17 protein-coding genes are annotated in these 15,327 nt (G+C 67.4%); 3 read left to right on the top strand and 14 right to left on the bottom strand.

Annotated elements, in window-relative coordinates; all coding sequences use genetic code 11:
* The first annotated feature begins 45 nt into the window (after nucleotides 1-45).
* The gene (locus EYZ64_RS08030; RefSeq protein WP_135452970.1) at nucleotides 46-744 is read left to right on the top strand and encodes an ABC transporter ATP-binding protein; all 699 of its coding nucleotides are present in this window, start codon (nucleotides 46-48) and stop codon (nucleotides 742-744) included.
* Nucleotides 741-3,317 carry an ABC transporter permease gene (locus tag EYZ64_RS08025; protein WP_286174682.1) on the top strand — a complete coding sequence of 859 codons (2,577 nt, stop codon included), beginning with the start codon at nucleotides 741-743 and terminating at the stop codon, nucleotides 3,315-3,317. Before EYZ64_RS08030 ends, EYZ64_RS08025 begins: the two co-directional genes overlap by 4 nt.
* A 45-nt stretch (nucleotides 3,318-3,362) precedes the next feature.
* Here EYZ64_RS08025 and EYZ64_RS08020 read toward each other — a convergent pair whose 3' ends face one another.
* Together EYZ64_RS08020 and EYZ64_RS08015 are read right to left on the bottom strand one after the other, a co-directional pair.
* Nucleotides 3,363-4,019 carry a TetR/AcrR family transcriptional regulator gene (locus EYZ64_RS08020; RefSeq protein WP_135452969.1) on the bottom strand — a complete coding sequence of 219 codons (657 nt, stop codon included), beginning with the start codon at nucleotides 4,017-4,019 and terminating at the stop codon, nucleotides 3,363-3,365.
* Between the two features lie 79 nt (nucleotides 4,020-4,098).
* Nucleotides 4,099-4,515 carry a hypothetical protein gene (locus EYZ64_RS08015; RefSeq protein ID WP_135452968.1) on the bottom strand — a complete coding sequence of 139 codons (417 nt, stop codon included), beginning with the start codon at nucleotides 4,513-4,515 and terminating at the stop codon, nucleotides 4,099-4,101.
* Between the two features lie 29 nt (nucleotides 4,516-4,544).
* On the opposite strand from EYZ64_RS08015, the gene pdxR reads away from it, so the two are divergent.
* Nucleotides 4,545-5,966 carry a MocR-like pyridoxine biosynthesis transcription factor PdxR gene (gene pdxR, locus EYZ64_RS08010; protein ID WP_135452967.1) on the top strand — a complete coding sequence of 474 codons (1,422 nt, stop codon included), beginning with the start codon at nucleotides 4,545-4,547 and terminating at the stop codon, nucleotides 5,964-5,966.
* Here pdxR and EYZ64_RS08005 read toward each other — a convergent pair.
* The 12 genes from EYZ64_RS08005 to EYZ64_RS07950 form a co-directional block, all read right to left on the bottom strand.
* Complete coding sequence (locus EYZ64_RS08005) at nucleotides 5,959-6,261, bottom strand: ferredoxin (RefSeq protein ID WP_135452966.1); 303 nt, start codon at nucleotides 6,259-6,261, stop codon at nucleotides 5,959-5,961. The genes pdxR and EYZ64_RS08005 overlap by 8 nt on opposite strands.
* Nucleotides 6,258-7,397 (bottom strand): 3-ketosteroid-9-alpha-monooxygenase, oxygenase component, encoded by a 1,140-nt coding sequence (locus EYZ64_RS08000; protein ID WP_135452965.1) that lies wholly within the window; start codon nucleotides 7,395-7,397, stop codon nucleotides 6,258-6,260. Before EYZ64_RS08000 ends, EYZ64_RS08005 begins: the two co-directional genes overlap by 4 nt.
* A gap of 125 nt (nucleotides 7,398-7,522) precedes the next feature.
* Entirely contained in the window at nucleotides 7,523-8,986 is a 1,464-nt protein-coding gene (locus tag EYZ64_RS07995; protein WP_135452964.1) for a hypothetical protein, read from the bottom strand.
* Nucleotides 8,987-8,989: 3 nt separating this feature from the next.
* The gene (locus tag EYZ64_RS07990; RefSeq protein WP_135452963.1) at nucleotides 8,990-9,286 is read right to left on the bottom strand and encodes a type VII secretion target; all 297 of its coding nucleotides are present in this window, start codon (nucleotides 9,284-9,286) and stop codon (nucleotides 8,990-8,992) included.
* Between the two features lie 37 nt (nucleotides 9,287-9,323).
* The gene (gene glmM, locus EYZ64_RS07985; protein WP_135452962.1) at nucleotides 9,324-10,664 is read right to left on the bottom strand and encodes a phosphoglucosamine mutase; all 1,341 of its coding nucleotides are present in this window, start codon (nucleotides 10,662-10,664) and stop codon (nucleotides 9,324-9,326) included.
* 156 nt (nucleotides 10,665-10,820) lie between these two features.
* Nucleotides 10,821-11,249 (bottom strand): hypothetical protein, encoded by a 429-nt coding sequence (locus tag EYZ64_RS07980; RefSeq protein WP_135452961.1) that lies wholly within the window; start codon nucleotides 11,247-11,249, stop codon nucleotides 10,821-10,823.
* 397 nt (nucleotides 11,250-11,646) lie between these two features.
* A complete protein-coding gene (gene rpsI / locus EYZ64_RS07975) occupies nucleotides 11,647-12,087 on the bottom strand; it encodes a 30S ribosomal protein S9 (RefSeq protein ID WP_135459887.1) in 441 nt (146 codons plus the stop codon).
* A gap of 35 nt (nucleotides 12,088-12,122) precedes the next feature.
* The gene (rplM, locus tag EYZ64_RS07970; RefSeq protein WP_135452960.1) at nucleotides 12,123-12,566 is read right to left on the bottom strand and encodes a 50S ribosomal protein L13; all 444 of its coding nucleotides are present in this window, start codon (nucleotides 12,564-12,566) and stop codon (nucleotides 12,123-12,125) included.
* Between the two features lie 310 nt (nucleotides 12,567-12,876).
* On the bottom strand, nucleotides 12,877-13,212 hold the full coding sequence (locus EYZ64_RS07965) for a hypothetical protein (protein ID WP_135452959.1): 336 nt from the start codon (nucleotides 13,210-13,212) through the stop codon (nucleotides 12,877-12,879).
* 10 nt (nucleotides 13,213-13,222) lie between these two features.
* The gene (locus EYZ64_RS07960) at nucleotides 13,223-13,636 is read right to left on the bottom strand and encodes a hypothetical protein (protein ID WP_135452958.1); all 414 of its coding nucleotides are present in this window, start codon (nucleotides 13,634-13,636) and stop codon (nucleotides 13,223-13,225) included.
* Nucleotides 13,637-13,651: 15 nt separating this feature from the next.
* Entirely contained in the window at nucleotides 13,652-13,909 is a 258-nt protein-coding gene (locus tag EYZ64_RS07955; RefSeq protein WP_135452957.1) for a hypothetical protein, read from the bottom strand.
* 98 nt (nucleotides 13,910-14,007) lie between these two features.
* On the bottom strand, nucleotides 14,008-15,303 hold the full coding sequence (locus EYZ64_RS07950) for an HAD family hydrolase (RefSeq protein WP_135452956.1): 1,296 nt from the start codon (nucleotides 15,301-15,303) through the stop codon (nucleotides 14,008-14,010).
* Nucleotides 15,304-15,327 lie beyond the last annotated feature (24 nt).

Raw genomic sequence — 15,327 nt, 5'->3', positions numbered from 1 at the left:
TGGGCGGGCGAGCATCGATTGGTCACCGTGACCAAGGGAGATGCCATGGCGCCGGTATTGCAGCTCGTGAGCGTCGTCAAGACCTATCGCACCGGCGAGGAGCAGGTGCGCGTCCTCGACGGCATCGACTTCGCATTGCACGCGGGTGAGTTCGTCGTGGTCAGCGGGCCATCGGGGTCCGGCAAGTCGACCCTCCTGCACACCGCCGGCGGACTCGACCAGCCTGACGAGGGCACGGCGACGGTGGCCGGTCAGGACATGTGGACGATGAGCACCGGAGCCCGTGCCGCATTCCGGCGCCGCAACCTCGGATTCGTCTTCCAATTCTTCAACCTTGTGCCGACGCTGAGTGCGGTCGAAAACGTCTCGCTACCGCTCGTGCTCGACGGTATGCCGGCCCGATCCGCCGACGCACGGGCACGGCAGCTACTGGACCGGGTCGGCCTGGGTGATCGGGCCCGGCACCGGCCCGCCGAGATGTCGGGCGGACAGATGCAGCGGGTGGCAGTGGCGCGCGCACTGGTCGCCGGGCCGTCCATCGTCCTGGCCGACGAGCCGACAGGGAACCTCGACAGCCATTCCTCGGTCGGGGTGCTCGATCTACTGCGCTCACTGTCAGAAGAAGACGGCACCGCAGTGGTCCTGGTGACGCACGATCAGACCGCAGCCGGCTACGGAACCCGCGAGGTGCACCTCGTCGACGGGCGGGTGTGTTCAGGCGATCCCCGAGCCGTCGAGGCATGATGATGCGCCGGCTGCGGGCCGCGTGGTTGTCCTTCCGGCGCATTCACCTCAGTGCACTGATCACCGACTGGCGGCGAACCCTGCTCAGCATGACCGGGGTCGCGGTCGGGGTGACGCTGGTACTGGGAACGCTGATCCTCAAGGCCGAACTGAACCGTCCTTTCGACGCATTCGGTCCGGCACTCACCCACGCTGCGGACCGCGGAGTGGTCGAAGTCGTCCCGAACATCGGTGGCCGGCTACCGCTCGGGACAGTCGACGAACTGCGCGCCAAGGTCACCGGGGCCAAAGCCGTCATCCCGGTCGTGGCGGGCCTGACACCCGTCTCGGTTTCCGGGGCCCGAGCCGGTTCCACGCACGGGTTCTTCCTGCTGGGCGGGTCATGCCAGATCGAGTTGCTCGTCGGATCGTTCAACTGCGAGCAGCGGGCCCGAGAGGGAAAGGGCGCCGACGGCCCGGGCGTTCCGATGCAGATCCCGGCCGTCATCGCGCAGCGGCACGGTCTCGGGCTCGGTGACGAGTTGCGCATTCCCGGCCTGCCTCCCGGTTCGGCGCAGGTGGGCTCTACGTTCCCCGAGTTCGACCGGGTCGCGGGGATCAACGACGGCTATGTGATGTTCGCGCCGTCAGCGGATGTCGCCGCCGGGTTGCTCGGGGCGCCGGGGTACGCAACGGCGGCGTTCGTGATACCGAAGGACAATGCCGACATCACCGCGGACGTCAATCGCATCGTCGGCGATGTCGCGACGGCGGGACCGCCTCGACCGCAACTACCGGCCATGCTCGAAAACGGCACGCAGAGCTTCAATCTCACCGTCCTGGCCGGCATATTGATCGGTTGCCTCATCGCGGTGAACACCATCCTGTTGTCCATCGAGGACCGTCGGGCGGTGATGGGGACCATCGGCGCCATCGGCGCCAAGCCGGCCGGGCTTTTCGGCGGGATGCTCGGAGAAGGCATTGTGGTGGGCTTTTTGGGCGGGTTGTTGGGTGTGCCGGGCGGTTTCCTGCTCGGCACGTATCTGGTGAACACGTTCGGTCGGCCGATGTTGGCCGGTTCCGGCGGCACCATCACCACACATTTCACGCCGAGCCTGATCGTGATCGGTGCCCTCGCGGGGGTCGTGGCCGGTGTCCTCGCGATGATCGGCCCGGCGCTGAGGCTTGTCCGCGAGGGACCGCTGGCATCGATGGCGAGCGCAGGCGGTGTGCAACGCGTGAGGACGATTCCGGTGTGGCCGCTGCCGGCCGGAATCATCATCGCCGCAGGCGCTCTCGTGCTGTTGAAGGTCTTCGAGCGTGGGTCGTTGCCGCTCAACGTCGGTATCAATGGGATGACTGCCGGCCTGTACGGGGTCATCCTGGTGACGATCTGGTTCGCCCCGCGTGGCGCCTCGAGAATGATCGACGTGCTGACGGTCGCGCGCCCCGATGTCGGGCGCCTGCTGCATGCCGACGTCCGGCGCTACGCGGTGCTGTTCGCCCTGTCGGCCGCGATACTCGTCGACGGCACCGGTCTGGCCATCAGCTCGCAGAGTATGCAATTGCTCGGCACTGCCCAGGTTGCCGCGGAGAAGGCAGACCGGCTGCCGTCGTCCTCGCTGATCACCGCCAAATCGGTGCTCGATCAACGGGACGGCCAGATCACCGGGCCGACGTTCGATCTGATCACCCAGGCCGCGGACGGGCACGAGGTGTCGTCGCGATGGCGATCGACGATCTCGTCGGGAACGTTGTCGCGCCTCGTCATCGGAGTCGAAGCGGGTGACTGGTACAGCCAGGCGCTGTATCAACCGATCGGTGACGGCGACAGGTTGTGGAAGGGGCTGCGGGAGGGACAGGTCGGCCTGAGCCAGATTGCCGCGAGCCGACTCGGGGCGACCACCGGAGGTACGGTCGAGCTGCCGACCGTCCGTGGCCCCGAACAGTTCCAGGTGGCCGGTGTCTTCCATCCCCGGATGATCGACGACACCGCTGTGGGCGACATCGTCCTGACATCGGACAGCGCGGCGCGTTCAGATTGGGCCGCCGTGCGGGATCAGGTTGCGGTGCAATACCTCTCACCGGCCGACGCCACCGCCCACCGCGACGATTTCATCAACCTCGACGCCGGCCTCTCGGTGTACGACAACGAACGGTGGCGCTCGGCAGCAAGTTCCGGCCTCACCCGCTTCTTGAAACCGTTCACGATCGCGGGGTACGTGGTGATGGCGGCCGCTGGATTGAGCGTGCTGAATGTGTTCGTGCTCGGGTTGCTCCAACGCAAACGTGAACGAGCCGTGTTGCGGGCCATCGGCGTGACCCGTCGCCAGGAACAGGCCGTCATCATCGCCCAGGCCGGGCTTCTCGGGCTGCTGGTCGCCGTATGCGGCACGGTCGGGGGCATCGGCATGACCTACCTGTGGACATTGGGATCGCCTGTGTACTACGGCATCAAGGTCGACTGGGCGGTGCTGGGTCTGCCGCTGCTCACAGCCTTGGCAGCGCTTATGGTGTCGGTCCTGGCCGCCGCGGTGTATCCGGTGATCTATACCCGAAGGCTGGAAACCGCAGACGTCCTGAGAACGGGTTGACGAAGACAACCTCAAGACGATGGGCGGGCAGCAGCCGGACTGATATCAGCCAGGTGTCTTGGCAGCTGACCGCTTGCCGAGTGCCGCATTCAGCAGCAACGATTCGAACAGCCGGTTCACGCCGTCCATCTCTTCTGGTTCGGTGACAGCCGCCGCGTGCGCGAAACCGTCGACAATCGCGCCGATCACGCGCGCCACCTGAACCGGGTCGTACTCCGCGGAGATCCGTCCGGCTCGCTGGCCCGCCACGACAGAGCGGGCCAGCGCATCGGTCATCCGGGCGCCCTGCTTCGAGTAACCCGCGATCAGCTCCTGGTGCCGACGGGCGTCGATCGGTGCCGTCGCGACGAAACCGGCAAGTTCGGGATACTCGCGGTTGATCCGCATCGATTCGGTCAATGCCGCACGCAGCAGCTCGTCCATCGAGTGCGGCCCGGCCATCGCCGGTGCGGCGCTGGCCAGGATCTTGCCGTAGACGTCGTCGCAGACCGCTTCGAACAACTTGTTTTTCGTGCCGAAGTGGTAGTAGACCGAGCCCGCCGTCACGCCGGCCACCTCGGCGATCTGGTTGTTGGTGGCCGGTCCGTAGCCGAACTCGGCGAAGCAGTGGCAGGCGGCGTCGATGACCCGTTGGCGGGTGTCGCCGCTGTCGATGCCCGCGGGCCGTCCCGGTCCGGTTCTGGCAGTCTTGGGCGCGCTCATCGGACCATCTTGACGCAGAGACACGGGGTCCGGGGTGACCACGTCAGTTGTCAACCGCGCTCCCGACTAACCGCCGCGCCTACTGCCCGATCCACTCCCGGGCCCGCGCGAGGGTGCCCGCCCGATCAAACGTGTCGGCCTCCCAAGTGGTGGACCGGACGTCGCCGCGGTCTCCGTAGCGGCGCATGATGTCGACGTGGTGCGGCAGACCGATAAACCGTTGCAGTGCTTCTCGGCTCGTCCAGACCGAGATCGACCCGCTGAGACCCGAAGCGGGCAGGCTCCACAACCACAGCCCGACCGCGCCCGGCATGGCATACCATCCTTCCCGCATCCGCATCCCGTTGTAGGCGACGCCCGGCAGATGCCTCAGAGAATGCGCGGCATATTCGGTCACGCTTACGACGACCGGCCCGTCGTCGGCGGCGGGCCCGGGCATCCAGGAGACGATCAGCGGTCGGACGACGGCTGAGGCGAGGTTGTTGATCGAAGACATGCCATCACGATCGCTCCTAGTATTGGTATATGTCAGGGTCCAATCGTGGAGGCATTCAGCAGACCAATTTTGCTGATGCCGGATTTCCCCCGGATCTTCTGGTCGCCCTGGATCGGACGTCGCGCGACGGGCTCGCGGTGCAGTTGCAACATCAACTCCGCGTGGGAATACAGCAGGGCCGGCTCGCGGCAGGGTCACTCCTACCGCCGTCCCGCGCGCTGGCAGCACAGCTCGGCGTGGCCCGCAGCGTCGTCGTCACCGCCTACGAACATCTGGTCGCCGATGGCTACCTGACCGGACGCCAAGGTTCCGGAACCAGGGTCAAACAGGTTGCCCCACAACCATCTCCGCACGTACGTCGCGCGCGGGATCCGGTCGCGCCGTTGGGCGGCGGCCTGCCGGACGCCGCATTGTTTCCGCGTACCGAATGGCTGCGGCACTACCGCAACGCTCTCACCGAGGTACCCAACGCCCAGCTCGGCTACCCCGGCCCGCTCGGAACTCGCCCGCTGCGCGAAGCCCTCTCCGATTACCTGGCCCGGGTACGCGGAGTTTCGACCACGCCCGACCGGCTGATCGTCACATCGGGTCTCACACAGGGGATCGTGCTGCTGGCCCGGGCACTGCGGGCGCGGGGATGCCACACCCTCGCCGTCGAGGACCCATGTTTCGGATTTCACCGCGACGCCATCGCACGCGCCGGGCTGCGCGCGGTGCCGGTACCGGTCGACGAGAACGGGCTCGAGGTCGCGAGATTGGCCGAACTCGACGTCGACGGCGTGCTGGTGACTCCCGCCCACTCATATCCGACCGGTGTCGTCCTCGCCGCGGACCGCAGGGCAGCGCTGATCGAATGGTCCCGCGACCGGAACACGCTGATCATCGAAGACGACTACGACGCCGAATTCCGTTACGACAGAAGTCCTGTCGGCGCCCTGCAGGGACTCGACCCGGATCACGTAGCCTATGCGGGCTGCGTGAGCAAAACGCTGACTCCCGCCCTGCGACTCGGTTGGATGGCACTGCCGCCCTGGCTGGTGGAGTCCGTGGCGGCCGAAAAACTGTACGACGACATGGGCAACTCCGCGCTCGAACAACTTGCCCTGTCCCGGTTCATCGGCACCGGCGGGTTGACTCGCCACCTGCGGCGGGTGCGCCCGATGTATCGCCGGCGACGCGACGCCATGCTCGCGGCGATCAGCGCGTCGATGCCTCAGACGCAGCCGACGGGAATCGACGCCGGCCTGCACGTCTACCTTCGGCTGCCGGGCAACTCGGACGAGGACACCGTCGTCGCCACCGCCCGGGACCAGGGACTGCGCCTGGACGGCGCCCGCTGGAATTGGGCCGACCCCGATTCAGCGCCGCCGGCCCTGGTGATCGGATACGGCGCACTGGGCGAGGCCGCCATCCGCGACAGCATCAGCCGGCTCGCGTCGATCCTCACCTGATCGACGGGGCGTCAGACCTGCTATCCGCGTCTGCCAAGGGCAGCACGCCGTCGATGGTGGCCACCACGACCGAAGCAGCCATCGCATCGCAGCCAAGGAACAGACCACGATCGCTGTGGCCGGCGAGCGCCTCGGCGTCGCGACGCTGCCGGCACAGTCCGGTCGCCGTGGCATTCCATTGCACGCTGGTCTGCTGCCAACTGCTCTTCCGCGCCAGGACGACCGCGCCGCAGTTGCGACACGACACCGGCATCATCGGGAATTCTTCGAGCCGAGGGTCGAGACGGACGGTCATCGTGCCGGCTGGGTGGTGGCGCCGGCAGCGATGTTCTCTTCGATCTCCTGAGTCCAGGCATGCTGCGCGCTCGTGGTGTCGATCTCGTATTCGAACCGGTCGACCATGTCGGCGGCCACATCGGCAGCGTCGACGTAGAACTGTTCGTACCATCGACGCAGCTGGTACACCGGCCCGTCTTCCTCGCACAGCAACGGGTTGTCGATGCGGGCCTTGGTTTTCCAGATCGCCACGTCTTGTTCGAAACCGATCTTGACCCAGTCTCCCAGCGCGACGGCGCTCTGCATGGCCAGCTCGTCGGACACCCCTTCGGCCTTCTTGACGATGATGCCGTATTGCAGGACAAACGAATTCGCGTCGATCGGATAGTGGCAATTGATCAGCACGCTGTGATGATCGGCCTCGACGTAGTGGTACGTCAGATCATCGATCATGAAGGCCGGTCCGTAGTACGACGCCACCGAGGTGGTGCCGAGCATCGTCGCGCCCCCGACATCGTGGCGGTCGGCACGGGTATTGGCATTCATGTACTGCGTTGCGATGTGGCCTTCGAAGATGTTCTTGAAGTGCGTGGGCAGTGATCCGTGCACGTAGAAGAAGTGCGCCATGTCCACCACGTTGTCCACGAGCTCACGGCAGTTGGCGTTGACGACCGTTGTGTACCAATGCCAATCGGTCCACTGGTCGCTGGTGGCACCTTCGATGCGCGGAATCGTCACGTCGGCCGGCGGCGGATTGCCCTCCGGGTCGTTCCAGACGAACAGCATCCCGTCCTGCTCAAGGGTCGTCCAGGTGGCGGTGCGAGCCAGTCGCGGAGCGCGCCTGCCGTACGGCACGTTCTTGCAGCGACCGTCACCGCCCCACCGCCAGTCATGGAAGGGACAGGCGATCTCATCGCCCTTGACCTGGCCTTGGGACAGGTCACCACCCATGTGCCGGCAGTATCCGTCGAGCACGTTGATCTTGCCGTCGCCGCCGCGGAAGATGACGAGCTTCTTGCCGAACACGTTGATTCCGTGGGGTTTCCCGTCGCCGAGGTCGCGGGTCAAACCCAGGCAGTGCCAGCCCCGCGCGAAGCGTCCCGGCGGCGCTTCGGCTTCTATCTGGCGCACCTCGCACTCGGATTCCATCGTCATCGGGGACCCCCTCCGAAATTTCGCGGCGACCGTTACTCACGTCTCAATACGGTCTAACACCGAGATGGCCCACTGGTGCCAAAAGTCCCACTGGCAGGGATCAAAATCCGACTTGACGCAGACACCTAGCCGCCGACCTGCGGTAGCTCTTCGGCGGCGATCTCACACGGACTCTCGCCTGCCGGTGCCGCCGTCTGCGCGGCCGGCGGGGTCGGGACCCCGGGCGCAGCAACCGCGGCGGCGGGCCGCGGTTCGGACTGCGGTTCGACGGCGGTGTCGGCAGGCGCCGGTACGGCGGTCGAATCCGCCTCGACCGCCTGATCATCGGCGGCCGCGTCCGAGTCGGTGTCCTCCTCGGCAGCATCTTCGGCGGTCTCGTCATCGCGGTCTTCGTCCTCGTCGCTCGATTCGTCGAGGCTGTCCGCATCATCGGCACCATCGGCCGGGTCAGCGATCTCCGGTGTGTCGAGCTGCCCGGGCAGCGAGGTGTCGGCGCTCGACCCCAGCGATCCGTCCGCGGTTGATCCGATCAGCCCGCCGAACAAGTCGGCGAGTTGTTGACCGAGGCCGGACACCCCGGATCCCATGCCTGACAACCCGGCCCCGGGCAGTCCGCCACCCGGCGGCGAGCCCCATCCGGCGGCCGGATCGGCTGCGGCGGGATTGGTCGCCGGCGGTATCACAGGGGTCACCGGATCGATCGCCGGCGGTGCGAGAGTTGGTGCCGTAGAGGCAATCTGAGGGTCCGGCGGCGGCAGGCTCACCGCGCCGGCCGGGGACGTCCACGACGCCGGGCCGGAACCGGCCGACGGTACGAATCCCGCGGGAACCGACCCGGCACTGCCCACCCGCGGATCCGCCAGAGCCACCGCGCCGATCCGCGGTGTCAACGCCGGGCCGAGGTCGCCGGGTATCTCGAACACCAGAGCCGGGCCATCGGCGAGAGCCGCGATCGCCGCGGCGTAGGCGTCGGCCACCGCGGCGGTCGCCGAGCGCATCGCCGGCACCCAGTCGGCGCCGATGTCGTTGGCGACAAACGGTTTCACCTGCGCGTCGATCAGTTCACTGGCTGCGTCGCGATCTCCGAGCCCCGCCCGCAGGATGCGCGCCGCGGCCAACCAGTCCTGGCGTTGTGCCGCGCATCGTGCCTCGATCCGCTCGGTCACGGCAACCTTGGTGTCGACTGCCCGCCACAACTGCTCATGCAGCGCGGCCAGGGTGTCGGCGGCCCTGCGCACGGCGGCGACAGCCCGCTGGGCCGCGCCGCCCTGGCGGTGCAGAAACTCCCGCGCGGCCTGTGCGCCGCGCCCCTGCCATGCCCGCTCGAGTGCGGTCAGCTGATCGTCCTGCAGCCGCAGTGCCTGTTCGGCCGACTCCGCGACCGCCGCCAGCGCCGTGCAGTCGGCGTCCAGCGTCCGCAGGTCCAGGCCGTCCTCCGTGCCGTACCAGTCCTGCACCTGGCCGACGTGCGCGGTGAGGTCCGGATGCTGGTAGCCCACAAGGCCGCAGGCCGACACGAACTCGGCAAAAGTCTCGACCGCAGGCTGCCCCTGATCCAAACGTCGTGCGACATCACCGATTTGGGCCACGTCTCAGCCCACCCGGGCGGCCGCGCCGGCATCTGCGGCGAGGTAACGGTCAGTGGTGTTCCGCAGTACCGCGGCAACCTCGCCTGCCGCCCGGGCCCACTGGCGAAGGGGCGCGATCCGCTCTTCGAGCGCGGCCCGCAGCGACTCACCCGACACGGTGTGCGCCCGGCCGGCCGTCGCGCCGTCGAACCGCATCCGCACCTGGGCGCCGGACTCGATGATCTCGGCGGTAGCACCGAATTGTCGTGCCACCTGCAGCAGCGCCTCGGCGTCGACGCGCGCGGCAGTTACATCTCCCATGCCCGGTTTAGACGCAGCCGGACGCTCTTCGGTTCCCTCAGGCTGAGTGGCCGCTGACCGACTCGGCCACCCGCACGGCGACCAGTCGGGCGGTGTTCTCGTCGGCGGCCTCGACCATCACCCGGACCACCTGCTCGGTGCCCGAGGGCCGCAACAGGATTCGGCCGGTGTCGCCGAGTTCGGCCTCGGCCTGGGCGACCGCGGACTGCACGGACGGTGCCTTTGCCACCGCGGCCTTGTCGTCGACCGCAACGTTGATCAGAACCTGCGGCAGCGTGCGCATCGGCTCGGCAAGGCCGGCCAAGGTGGTGCGGGTCTGCGCCATCCGCGACATCAGCCGCAGACCGGTGACGATGCCGTCACCGGTCGTGCCCAGGCCGGGCAACACGATGTGGCCGGACTGTTCACCACCGAGCGAGAACTCGCCGGCCCGCAGTTCCTCCAGCACGTAGCGGTCCCCCACACCTGTGGTGCGGACCTCGATACCGGCCGCCCGCATGGCCAGGTGCAATCCCAGATTGCTCATCACCGTGGCCACCAACGTGTCGGAGGCCAACTCGCCGGCTTCCCGCATGGCCAGCGCGAGCACGACCATGATCGCGTCGCCGTCGATGACCCGGCCTCCGGCGTCCACCGCCAGGCACCGGTCGGCATCGCCGTCGTGGGCCAGCCCCAGATCGGCGCCGTGCTCGACGACGGCGGCCTGCAGGACCTCCATGTGGGTCGATCCGCAGCCGTCGTTGATGTTGAGCCCGTTGGGTTCGGCGTTGATCGCGATGACGTTGGCTCCAGCGGCCCGGTAGGCGCGCGGACCGGCCGTCGAGGCGGCACCGTGGGCGCAGTCGACGACCACGGTGAGGCCTTCCAACCGGGTGGTGACGGCCTTGGCGGCGTGGCGCAGGTAGCGGTCCATCGCGTCCTCGGCGTCGAGTACCCGGCCGATGCCTGCCCCCGTCGGACGCAGGCCCGGGCCACCGTTGACGAGTTCCTCGATGCGGTCCTCTGCGGCGTCGTCGAGCTTGTGCCCGCCGGGACCGAAGATCTTGATGCCGTTATCGGGCATCGGGTTGTGCGACGCAGAGATCATCACACCGAAATCAGCGTCATACGCACTGGTCAGGTAGGCCACGGCAGGTGTCGGCAGCACGCCGGCCCGAAGCACATCGACACCCTCGCTGGTGATACCGGCGATCACCGCGGCTTCCAGCATCTCGCCGCTGGCCCGCGGATCACGACCCACCACGGCGACCCGCCGGCTGCGTCCCGCCGAATTGCCGAGACGCCGTGCCGCCGCCGAACCGAGTGCAACTGCCAGTTCAGCAGTCAGATCGCGATTGGCGACTCCGCGCACCCCATCGGTGCCGAACAGTCGACCCATGCCCTCAAACTTCTCATAATTGGCTGTCTGAAACACAACCGACGAGGTCAGCGACCATCCCGGGGCTCAATTGATACGCCATCGTGATACTCGACTGTGTCATCACCGCGTCCCCACCCGCGGGCTGATTCGCGGGCGGGGATCGGCGACAAATCGTCAGCTGCCGTCAGTGCCTGACGACGAGTGGGTGCCTCCCGGCGTCATCGGGGGTGCCGTCGTCGGCGCGAGGCTGTGCGGCGCGGTCCCCTGCGGGGCGTTACCCGGCAGCTCAGCGGTGCCGTTCTGGCTGAACGAGATGGTCCCGAGGTTGTTGGTGCAGACGACATGGTCGGTACCGTTCGCGTCGACCCCCTGAACGGCGGTGGTCAGCGATGCGGTGTCGGTGTTCTCACACACCCCCGCCGCGATCTGGGCGGCTGCGGCGTCGTCGATATTCTCCAGAACCGAGACGGTGCCGAGCGTGAGATTCACCTTGCCGTCGCCGGCCGTGTTCGGCGCCGCGTGCGCGATACCCAGCCCGACGGTAAACAGCAGCGACCCGCCGAGCATCGCGCCCGCAGTCGCCGTCTTCACGAAGTTCCCCACAATTACTCCTTCCGGTGGGAAAGCGGCATCCGGTCCCCCGACGTCGGTACGACGTCTACCGGTGGCAGGAAGGTCCTGCGGGCACAACCCTGCTGACACAAAGCAGCCCCCTGCTCTCCACCCAGTGGTCTTCCACTCCGCGGCGGTCCTCAAACGAGAATCTGCGAGAAAGTTGCCTCAGGTGAGCATCTGCCGAGGTCATCGGCCCGAAATTCGTCGCCAGGAACACGGGCGATGACGCCGGTTTCTACCTCAGGGTCGTGCAGAGCGAGGAGAACAGCCCTGGCGTAGAAAGCGGCGGCGCCCGAACCGGCGACGGCCCGGGGGCACACAAAACAAACCCGCCGGGTGTGTACAGGACACACCCGGCGGGTTCGTTCGGCCGTAAGGCGACAGATCAGCGCTTGCTGTACTGAGGCGCCTTGCGGGCCTTCTTGAGGCCGTACTTCTTGCGCTCGATGGCACGCGGGTCACGCGTCAGGAAGCCGGCGCGCTTGAGGGCGGGCCGGTCCTCCGGCTGCACCAGGATCAGCGCACGGGCGATCGCCAGACGCAGGGCGCCTGCCTGGCCCGAGGGGCCGCCACCATCGAGGTGGGCGAAGATGTCGAACTGCTCGAGGCGGTCGACGGTCACCAGCGGGGCCTTGATCAGCTGCTGGTGCACCTTGTTCGGGAAGTAGTTCTCCAGGGTGCGGCCGTCCAGGTTGAACTGGCCGGTGCCGGGCACCAGGCGAACCCGCACCACGGCCTCCTTGCGGCGGCCGACGGTCTGGATCGGGCGGTCGATGATGACCGGCTCGCGGTGCTCCTGCTCCACCACCTCGACGCTTTCGGTCACGGCTTCGACGACGTCGCCGTTCTCAATCGTTTCGGTCACTGGGCCACCTGCTTGATCTCGTACGGAACCGGCTGCTGCGCGGCGTGCGGATGATCCGGACCGGCGTAGACCTTGAGCTTCTTCTGAATCTGCCGACCGAGCTTGGTGTGGGGCAACATGCCGATGATCGCGTTCTCGACGACGCGGGTCGGGTGCTTCTCCAGCAGCTGGCCGATGGTGCGCTTGCGCAGACCGCCCGGGTAACCCGAGTGGCTGTAAGCGAACTTCTTGGTGAGCTTGTCGCCGCTGACGGCGATCTTCTCGGCGTTGATGACGATGACGAAATCGCCACCATCGACATTCGGCGTGAATGTCGGCTTGTGCTTGCCGCGGAGCAACTTGGCTGCTTCGACGGCGAGCCGGCCGAGCACCACGTCCTGGGCGTCGATGACGTACCACTGATGCGTGGTGTCACCCGCCTTCGGCGTGTACGTAGGCACAGCGCATACCTCTTCTATCTCGGGTTGATTCCCAGGCTGACCCGGGGTGCCGGTCGCGGCGCATGCATTCAGCCCTCCCGGCGACCGACGTTGACCCGGGAGAACCGCCCAATGGGCAGCACACACCAACGGAGCAGCTTACCGGTCGGCGTCGGGGCAGGTCAAAACGCCCTTGCGGGCCTCGCGCGGAGGCTGGGCCGCAAAGCCCCGCCTCAGGTCACCCGGCGTTCAACGCCGCTCCTAGAGAACTCACACCACAGCCGCATCGCAACTCCCAGATTCCAGGCGTGCACTGGGGTGGCCGATGGCATTAGACAACACTCAACTGGAGGAACGAAGGACTCAGCACCGTGACTGCCGAAATGAACTTCAGCATCCGAAGGATTGCAGCAATCGCCGGCGGAGGCGCCGTGGCGACGCTGGCGTGGTTGAGCGCGACGCCGGCCGACCACAGCGCCCCGGTGGCCTTCCACTCGCCCCCGCCTCCCCCCACCGTGGCCTCGGCGTCCATGACATTGGGCGCCACAACGACAACGGGTGTACGGGCGCCGCTGGCCATGGCGACGGCGAAGGCGCATCCGAACATCACCGGCCCGGCGGCATTGCCGTCAGAGGAGGCCGCCCTGCCCTGAGGGGCGGCCGTCACCGAGGCCGGTCTAGTGCTTCTTCTCGGCCTGCGCCTGGTCCTGCGCGGCCTGCTGTTGGGCAGCCTGGATCGCCGCGCGGCCCTCCGGGCTGGCCGCGGAGCTACCAGGTCCGGTGGCCGATGCCACTGTCTTGTCGCAGTTGAGGGACACCAGCGTCTGCTTGGTCGCCGAGCCCGAGGTGTTGGGCGGCGGCTGCACCGTGCGGTCCTGTTGACGGGTGACGACGCAGTCCGACCAGGATTCGCGGTCGCCGACCGTCGTTTCCACCACCGGTGAGTACCCGGCTCCGCTGAGAGCGCCCGATGCGTCGCTGTACTTCTGGCCGACGACGTCGGGCGACGATGCGTGTGCGACGCCGCTCATGGCGAGAGCCGCCAGCGGAGCCGCGAAGGCTACCGCCACTCCGCGAGTGCGCGCTGACATACGTTCCACCACAACCTATTTCGCAACCGGAGGGATGGTCGCCGTGACCGTGCTGCCGAGTTTCATCGGGCCGACCACGGGCTGGGTGAACACGGTATTCGTCGGCGCATCACCAGATCCGGCGAGCGGGGTGCTCTGCCCCGCAGGCAATCCCTCGGGATGCCCGAACGCGAACGCCGCCATCGCCGAGATGGCGGCGACGCCAAGTAACAGACTTGTTACCTGTATCCGGCTGTGCCCCTTGAGTTTCAGCTGCCCCTCATCTGCGCTCATGGCACATATGTGACGCCCGAATTCTGTAGGGCACCCCGTCACCGGGCTGTGTAATTGCTGAGGGAAATTCCGAGCTTTACGCCGGCATTCTCACGGCGTCAGGACACCCGGTCCTGCTGGTCGGGCACCACGCTTCCGTCCGGACGGTGCAGCGGGGCTTCCTTACCGCTGGGCTCGATGTAGCCCTCGGTCGCGCACTCGTACGCGTCGCCCTGTTTCTTCTTCGGATCGATGAACATCGGATTCACCAACCAGCGACCGTCGGCGTTGTCATAGGCCGAGCACATCAACTCGGTCTTGTTGCGGTTGAGCACCAGGCGCAGGGCGGTGGCATCGGTGAGGAACGTGACGTCGGTGTCGGAGTCCCCGGCACCGAACGCCGCGCGCTTGGGCTCGGCCAGCTGCTCGAACGCGGCGGGCCCCTTGACTCCGAAGACGTCCTCATTGACCCGGCACCGCTTGCCCTCGATGTACGGGATGGCTGTCTCGCCGCCGCAGGGCACCATCTTCGAGGTGAGCACCCCGCCGTCGAGTTCGGTCCGCACCCCCATCACCTTGTCGGGGGTGAAACCGAGGTCGGCCGCCCACACCCGGACCACCTGTTCCGGCGATGCCGAGATCACTCGCACGTCGAAGCCGTTGGCGCGCAACGTTTCCACCAGATCCCGCATCTGCGGGTAGTAGCGCACCCAGCCGGTCTCCTCGCCGCTGCCCACCTTCTGCTCGGTGCCCTCGGGCGCATCCAGGTTCTCCTTGCGCGCGGCTTCGGCGAAACCGGTCAGCTCGGACTCCGACCAGCCGGCCAGCATCTGCGCGTTCCATGCATACGCCGGTTCGAACCGGCGGGCGTTGAACCCGGCGAACGCCGGCTCATCCGCCCGTGTCTTCGCCTCGGTGTAGACCGACAGCAGTTCATCGGCGCACCCGAGATCGGTGTTGGTCGGCATCGGCTGGCCCGGTGTGGCCGCGGCGCACGCCTTGGACAGCGCGGCGGTGGCCTGCGGGGTCAGAAATTCACTGGTGGTCGACCAGTCACCGCCTGCCGGTGCCCGCACCTTGCCGTTGCGCACCATCCAGAAGAACGTCGCGTCGCCGATGTCGTTCTTGACCAGCGTGTTGTCCCAGTCGAACAGCGCGAGCGGTGCACCGTCGGCCACCGAGCCGTTGGCCCCGCAGGTCCCCAGATCCGCGAGCATCGCGTCGATGCGGTCCCGGTTGTCGCCGTACCAACCGGGGTTCTCGGCCAGCGTGCGACAGGAGGCGGCGGGAGTCGCCGGGTCCTTCTCGGACGTGCCCGACGACTGCGCCGACTCGGTGCCGGAGCCGCACCCGGCGACGGTCAGCGCCGCCGTCACGGCAGCGACAAGGAGGGACAGTGGTGCGCGTGAGGTCATCAAGGGGGTTCCTGTCAGGTGAGT

It is taken from the genome of Mycobacterium sp. DL99, assembly GCF_004762045.1.
In the GTDB taxonomy this organism is placed as follows: domain Bacteria; phylum Actinomycetota; class Actinomycetes; order Mycobacteriales; family Mycobacteriaceae; genus Mycobacterium.
Note: the sequence above shows the minus strand (reverse complement) of the source record. Positions and strands in the feature narration are given on the sequence as shown.

Coding starts and splice junctions, on each gene's coding strand:
- glmM (WP_135452962.1), bottom strand. CDS start 10,664: ATGGGTCGACTGTTCGGCACCGATGGGGTGCGCGGAGTCGCCAATCGC.
- EYZ64_RS08015 (WP_135452968.1), bottom strand. CDS start 4,515: ATGTCTTCGATCAACAACCTCGCCTCAGCCGTCGTCCGACCGCTGATC.
- EYZ64_RS07990 (WP_135452963.1), bottom strand. CDS start 9,286: ATGGGAGATGTAACTGCCGCGCGCGTCGACGCCGAGGCGCTGCTGCAG.
- EYZ64_RS07955 (WP_135452957.1), bottom strand. CDS start 13,909: ATGAGCGCAGATGAGGGGCAGCTGAAACTCAAGGGGCACAGCCGGATA.
- EYZ64_RS08005 (WP_135452966.1), bottom strand. CDS start 6,261: ATGACCGTCCGTCTCGACCCTCGGCTCGAAGAATTCCCGATGATGCCG.
- EYZ64_RS07960 (WP_135452958.1), bottom strand. CDS start 13,636: ATGTCAGCGCGCACTCGCGGAGTGGCGGTAGCCTTCGCGGCTCCGCTG.
- EYZ64_RS07950 (WP_135452956.1), bottom strand. CDS start 15,303: ATGACCTCACGCGCACCACTGTCCCTCCTTGTCGCTGCCGTGACGGCG.
- pdxR (WP_135452967.1), top strand. CDS start 4,545: ATGTCAGGGTCCAATCGTGGAGGCATTCAGCAGACCAATTTTGCTGAT.
- EYZ64_RS08000 (WP_135452965.1), bottom strand. CDS start 7,397: ATGACGATGGAATCCGAGTGCGAGGTGCGCCAGATAGAAGCCGAAGCG.
- EYZ64_RS08020 (WP_135452969.1), bottom strand. CDS start 4,019: ATGAGCGCGCCCAAGACTGCCAGAACCGGACCGGGACGGCCCGCGGGC.
- EYZ64_RS08030 (WP_135452970.1), top strand. CDS start 46: ATGGCGCCGGTATTGCAGCTCGTGAGCGTCGTCAAGACCTATCGCACC.
- EYZ64_RS08025 (WP_286174682.1), top strand. CDS start 741: ATGATGATGCGCCGGCTGCGGGCCGCGTGGTTGTCCTTCCGGCGCATT.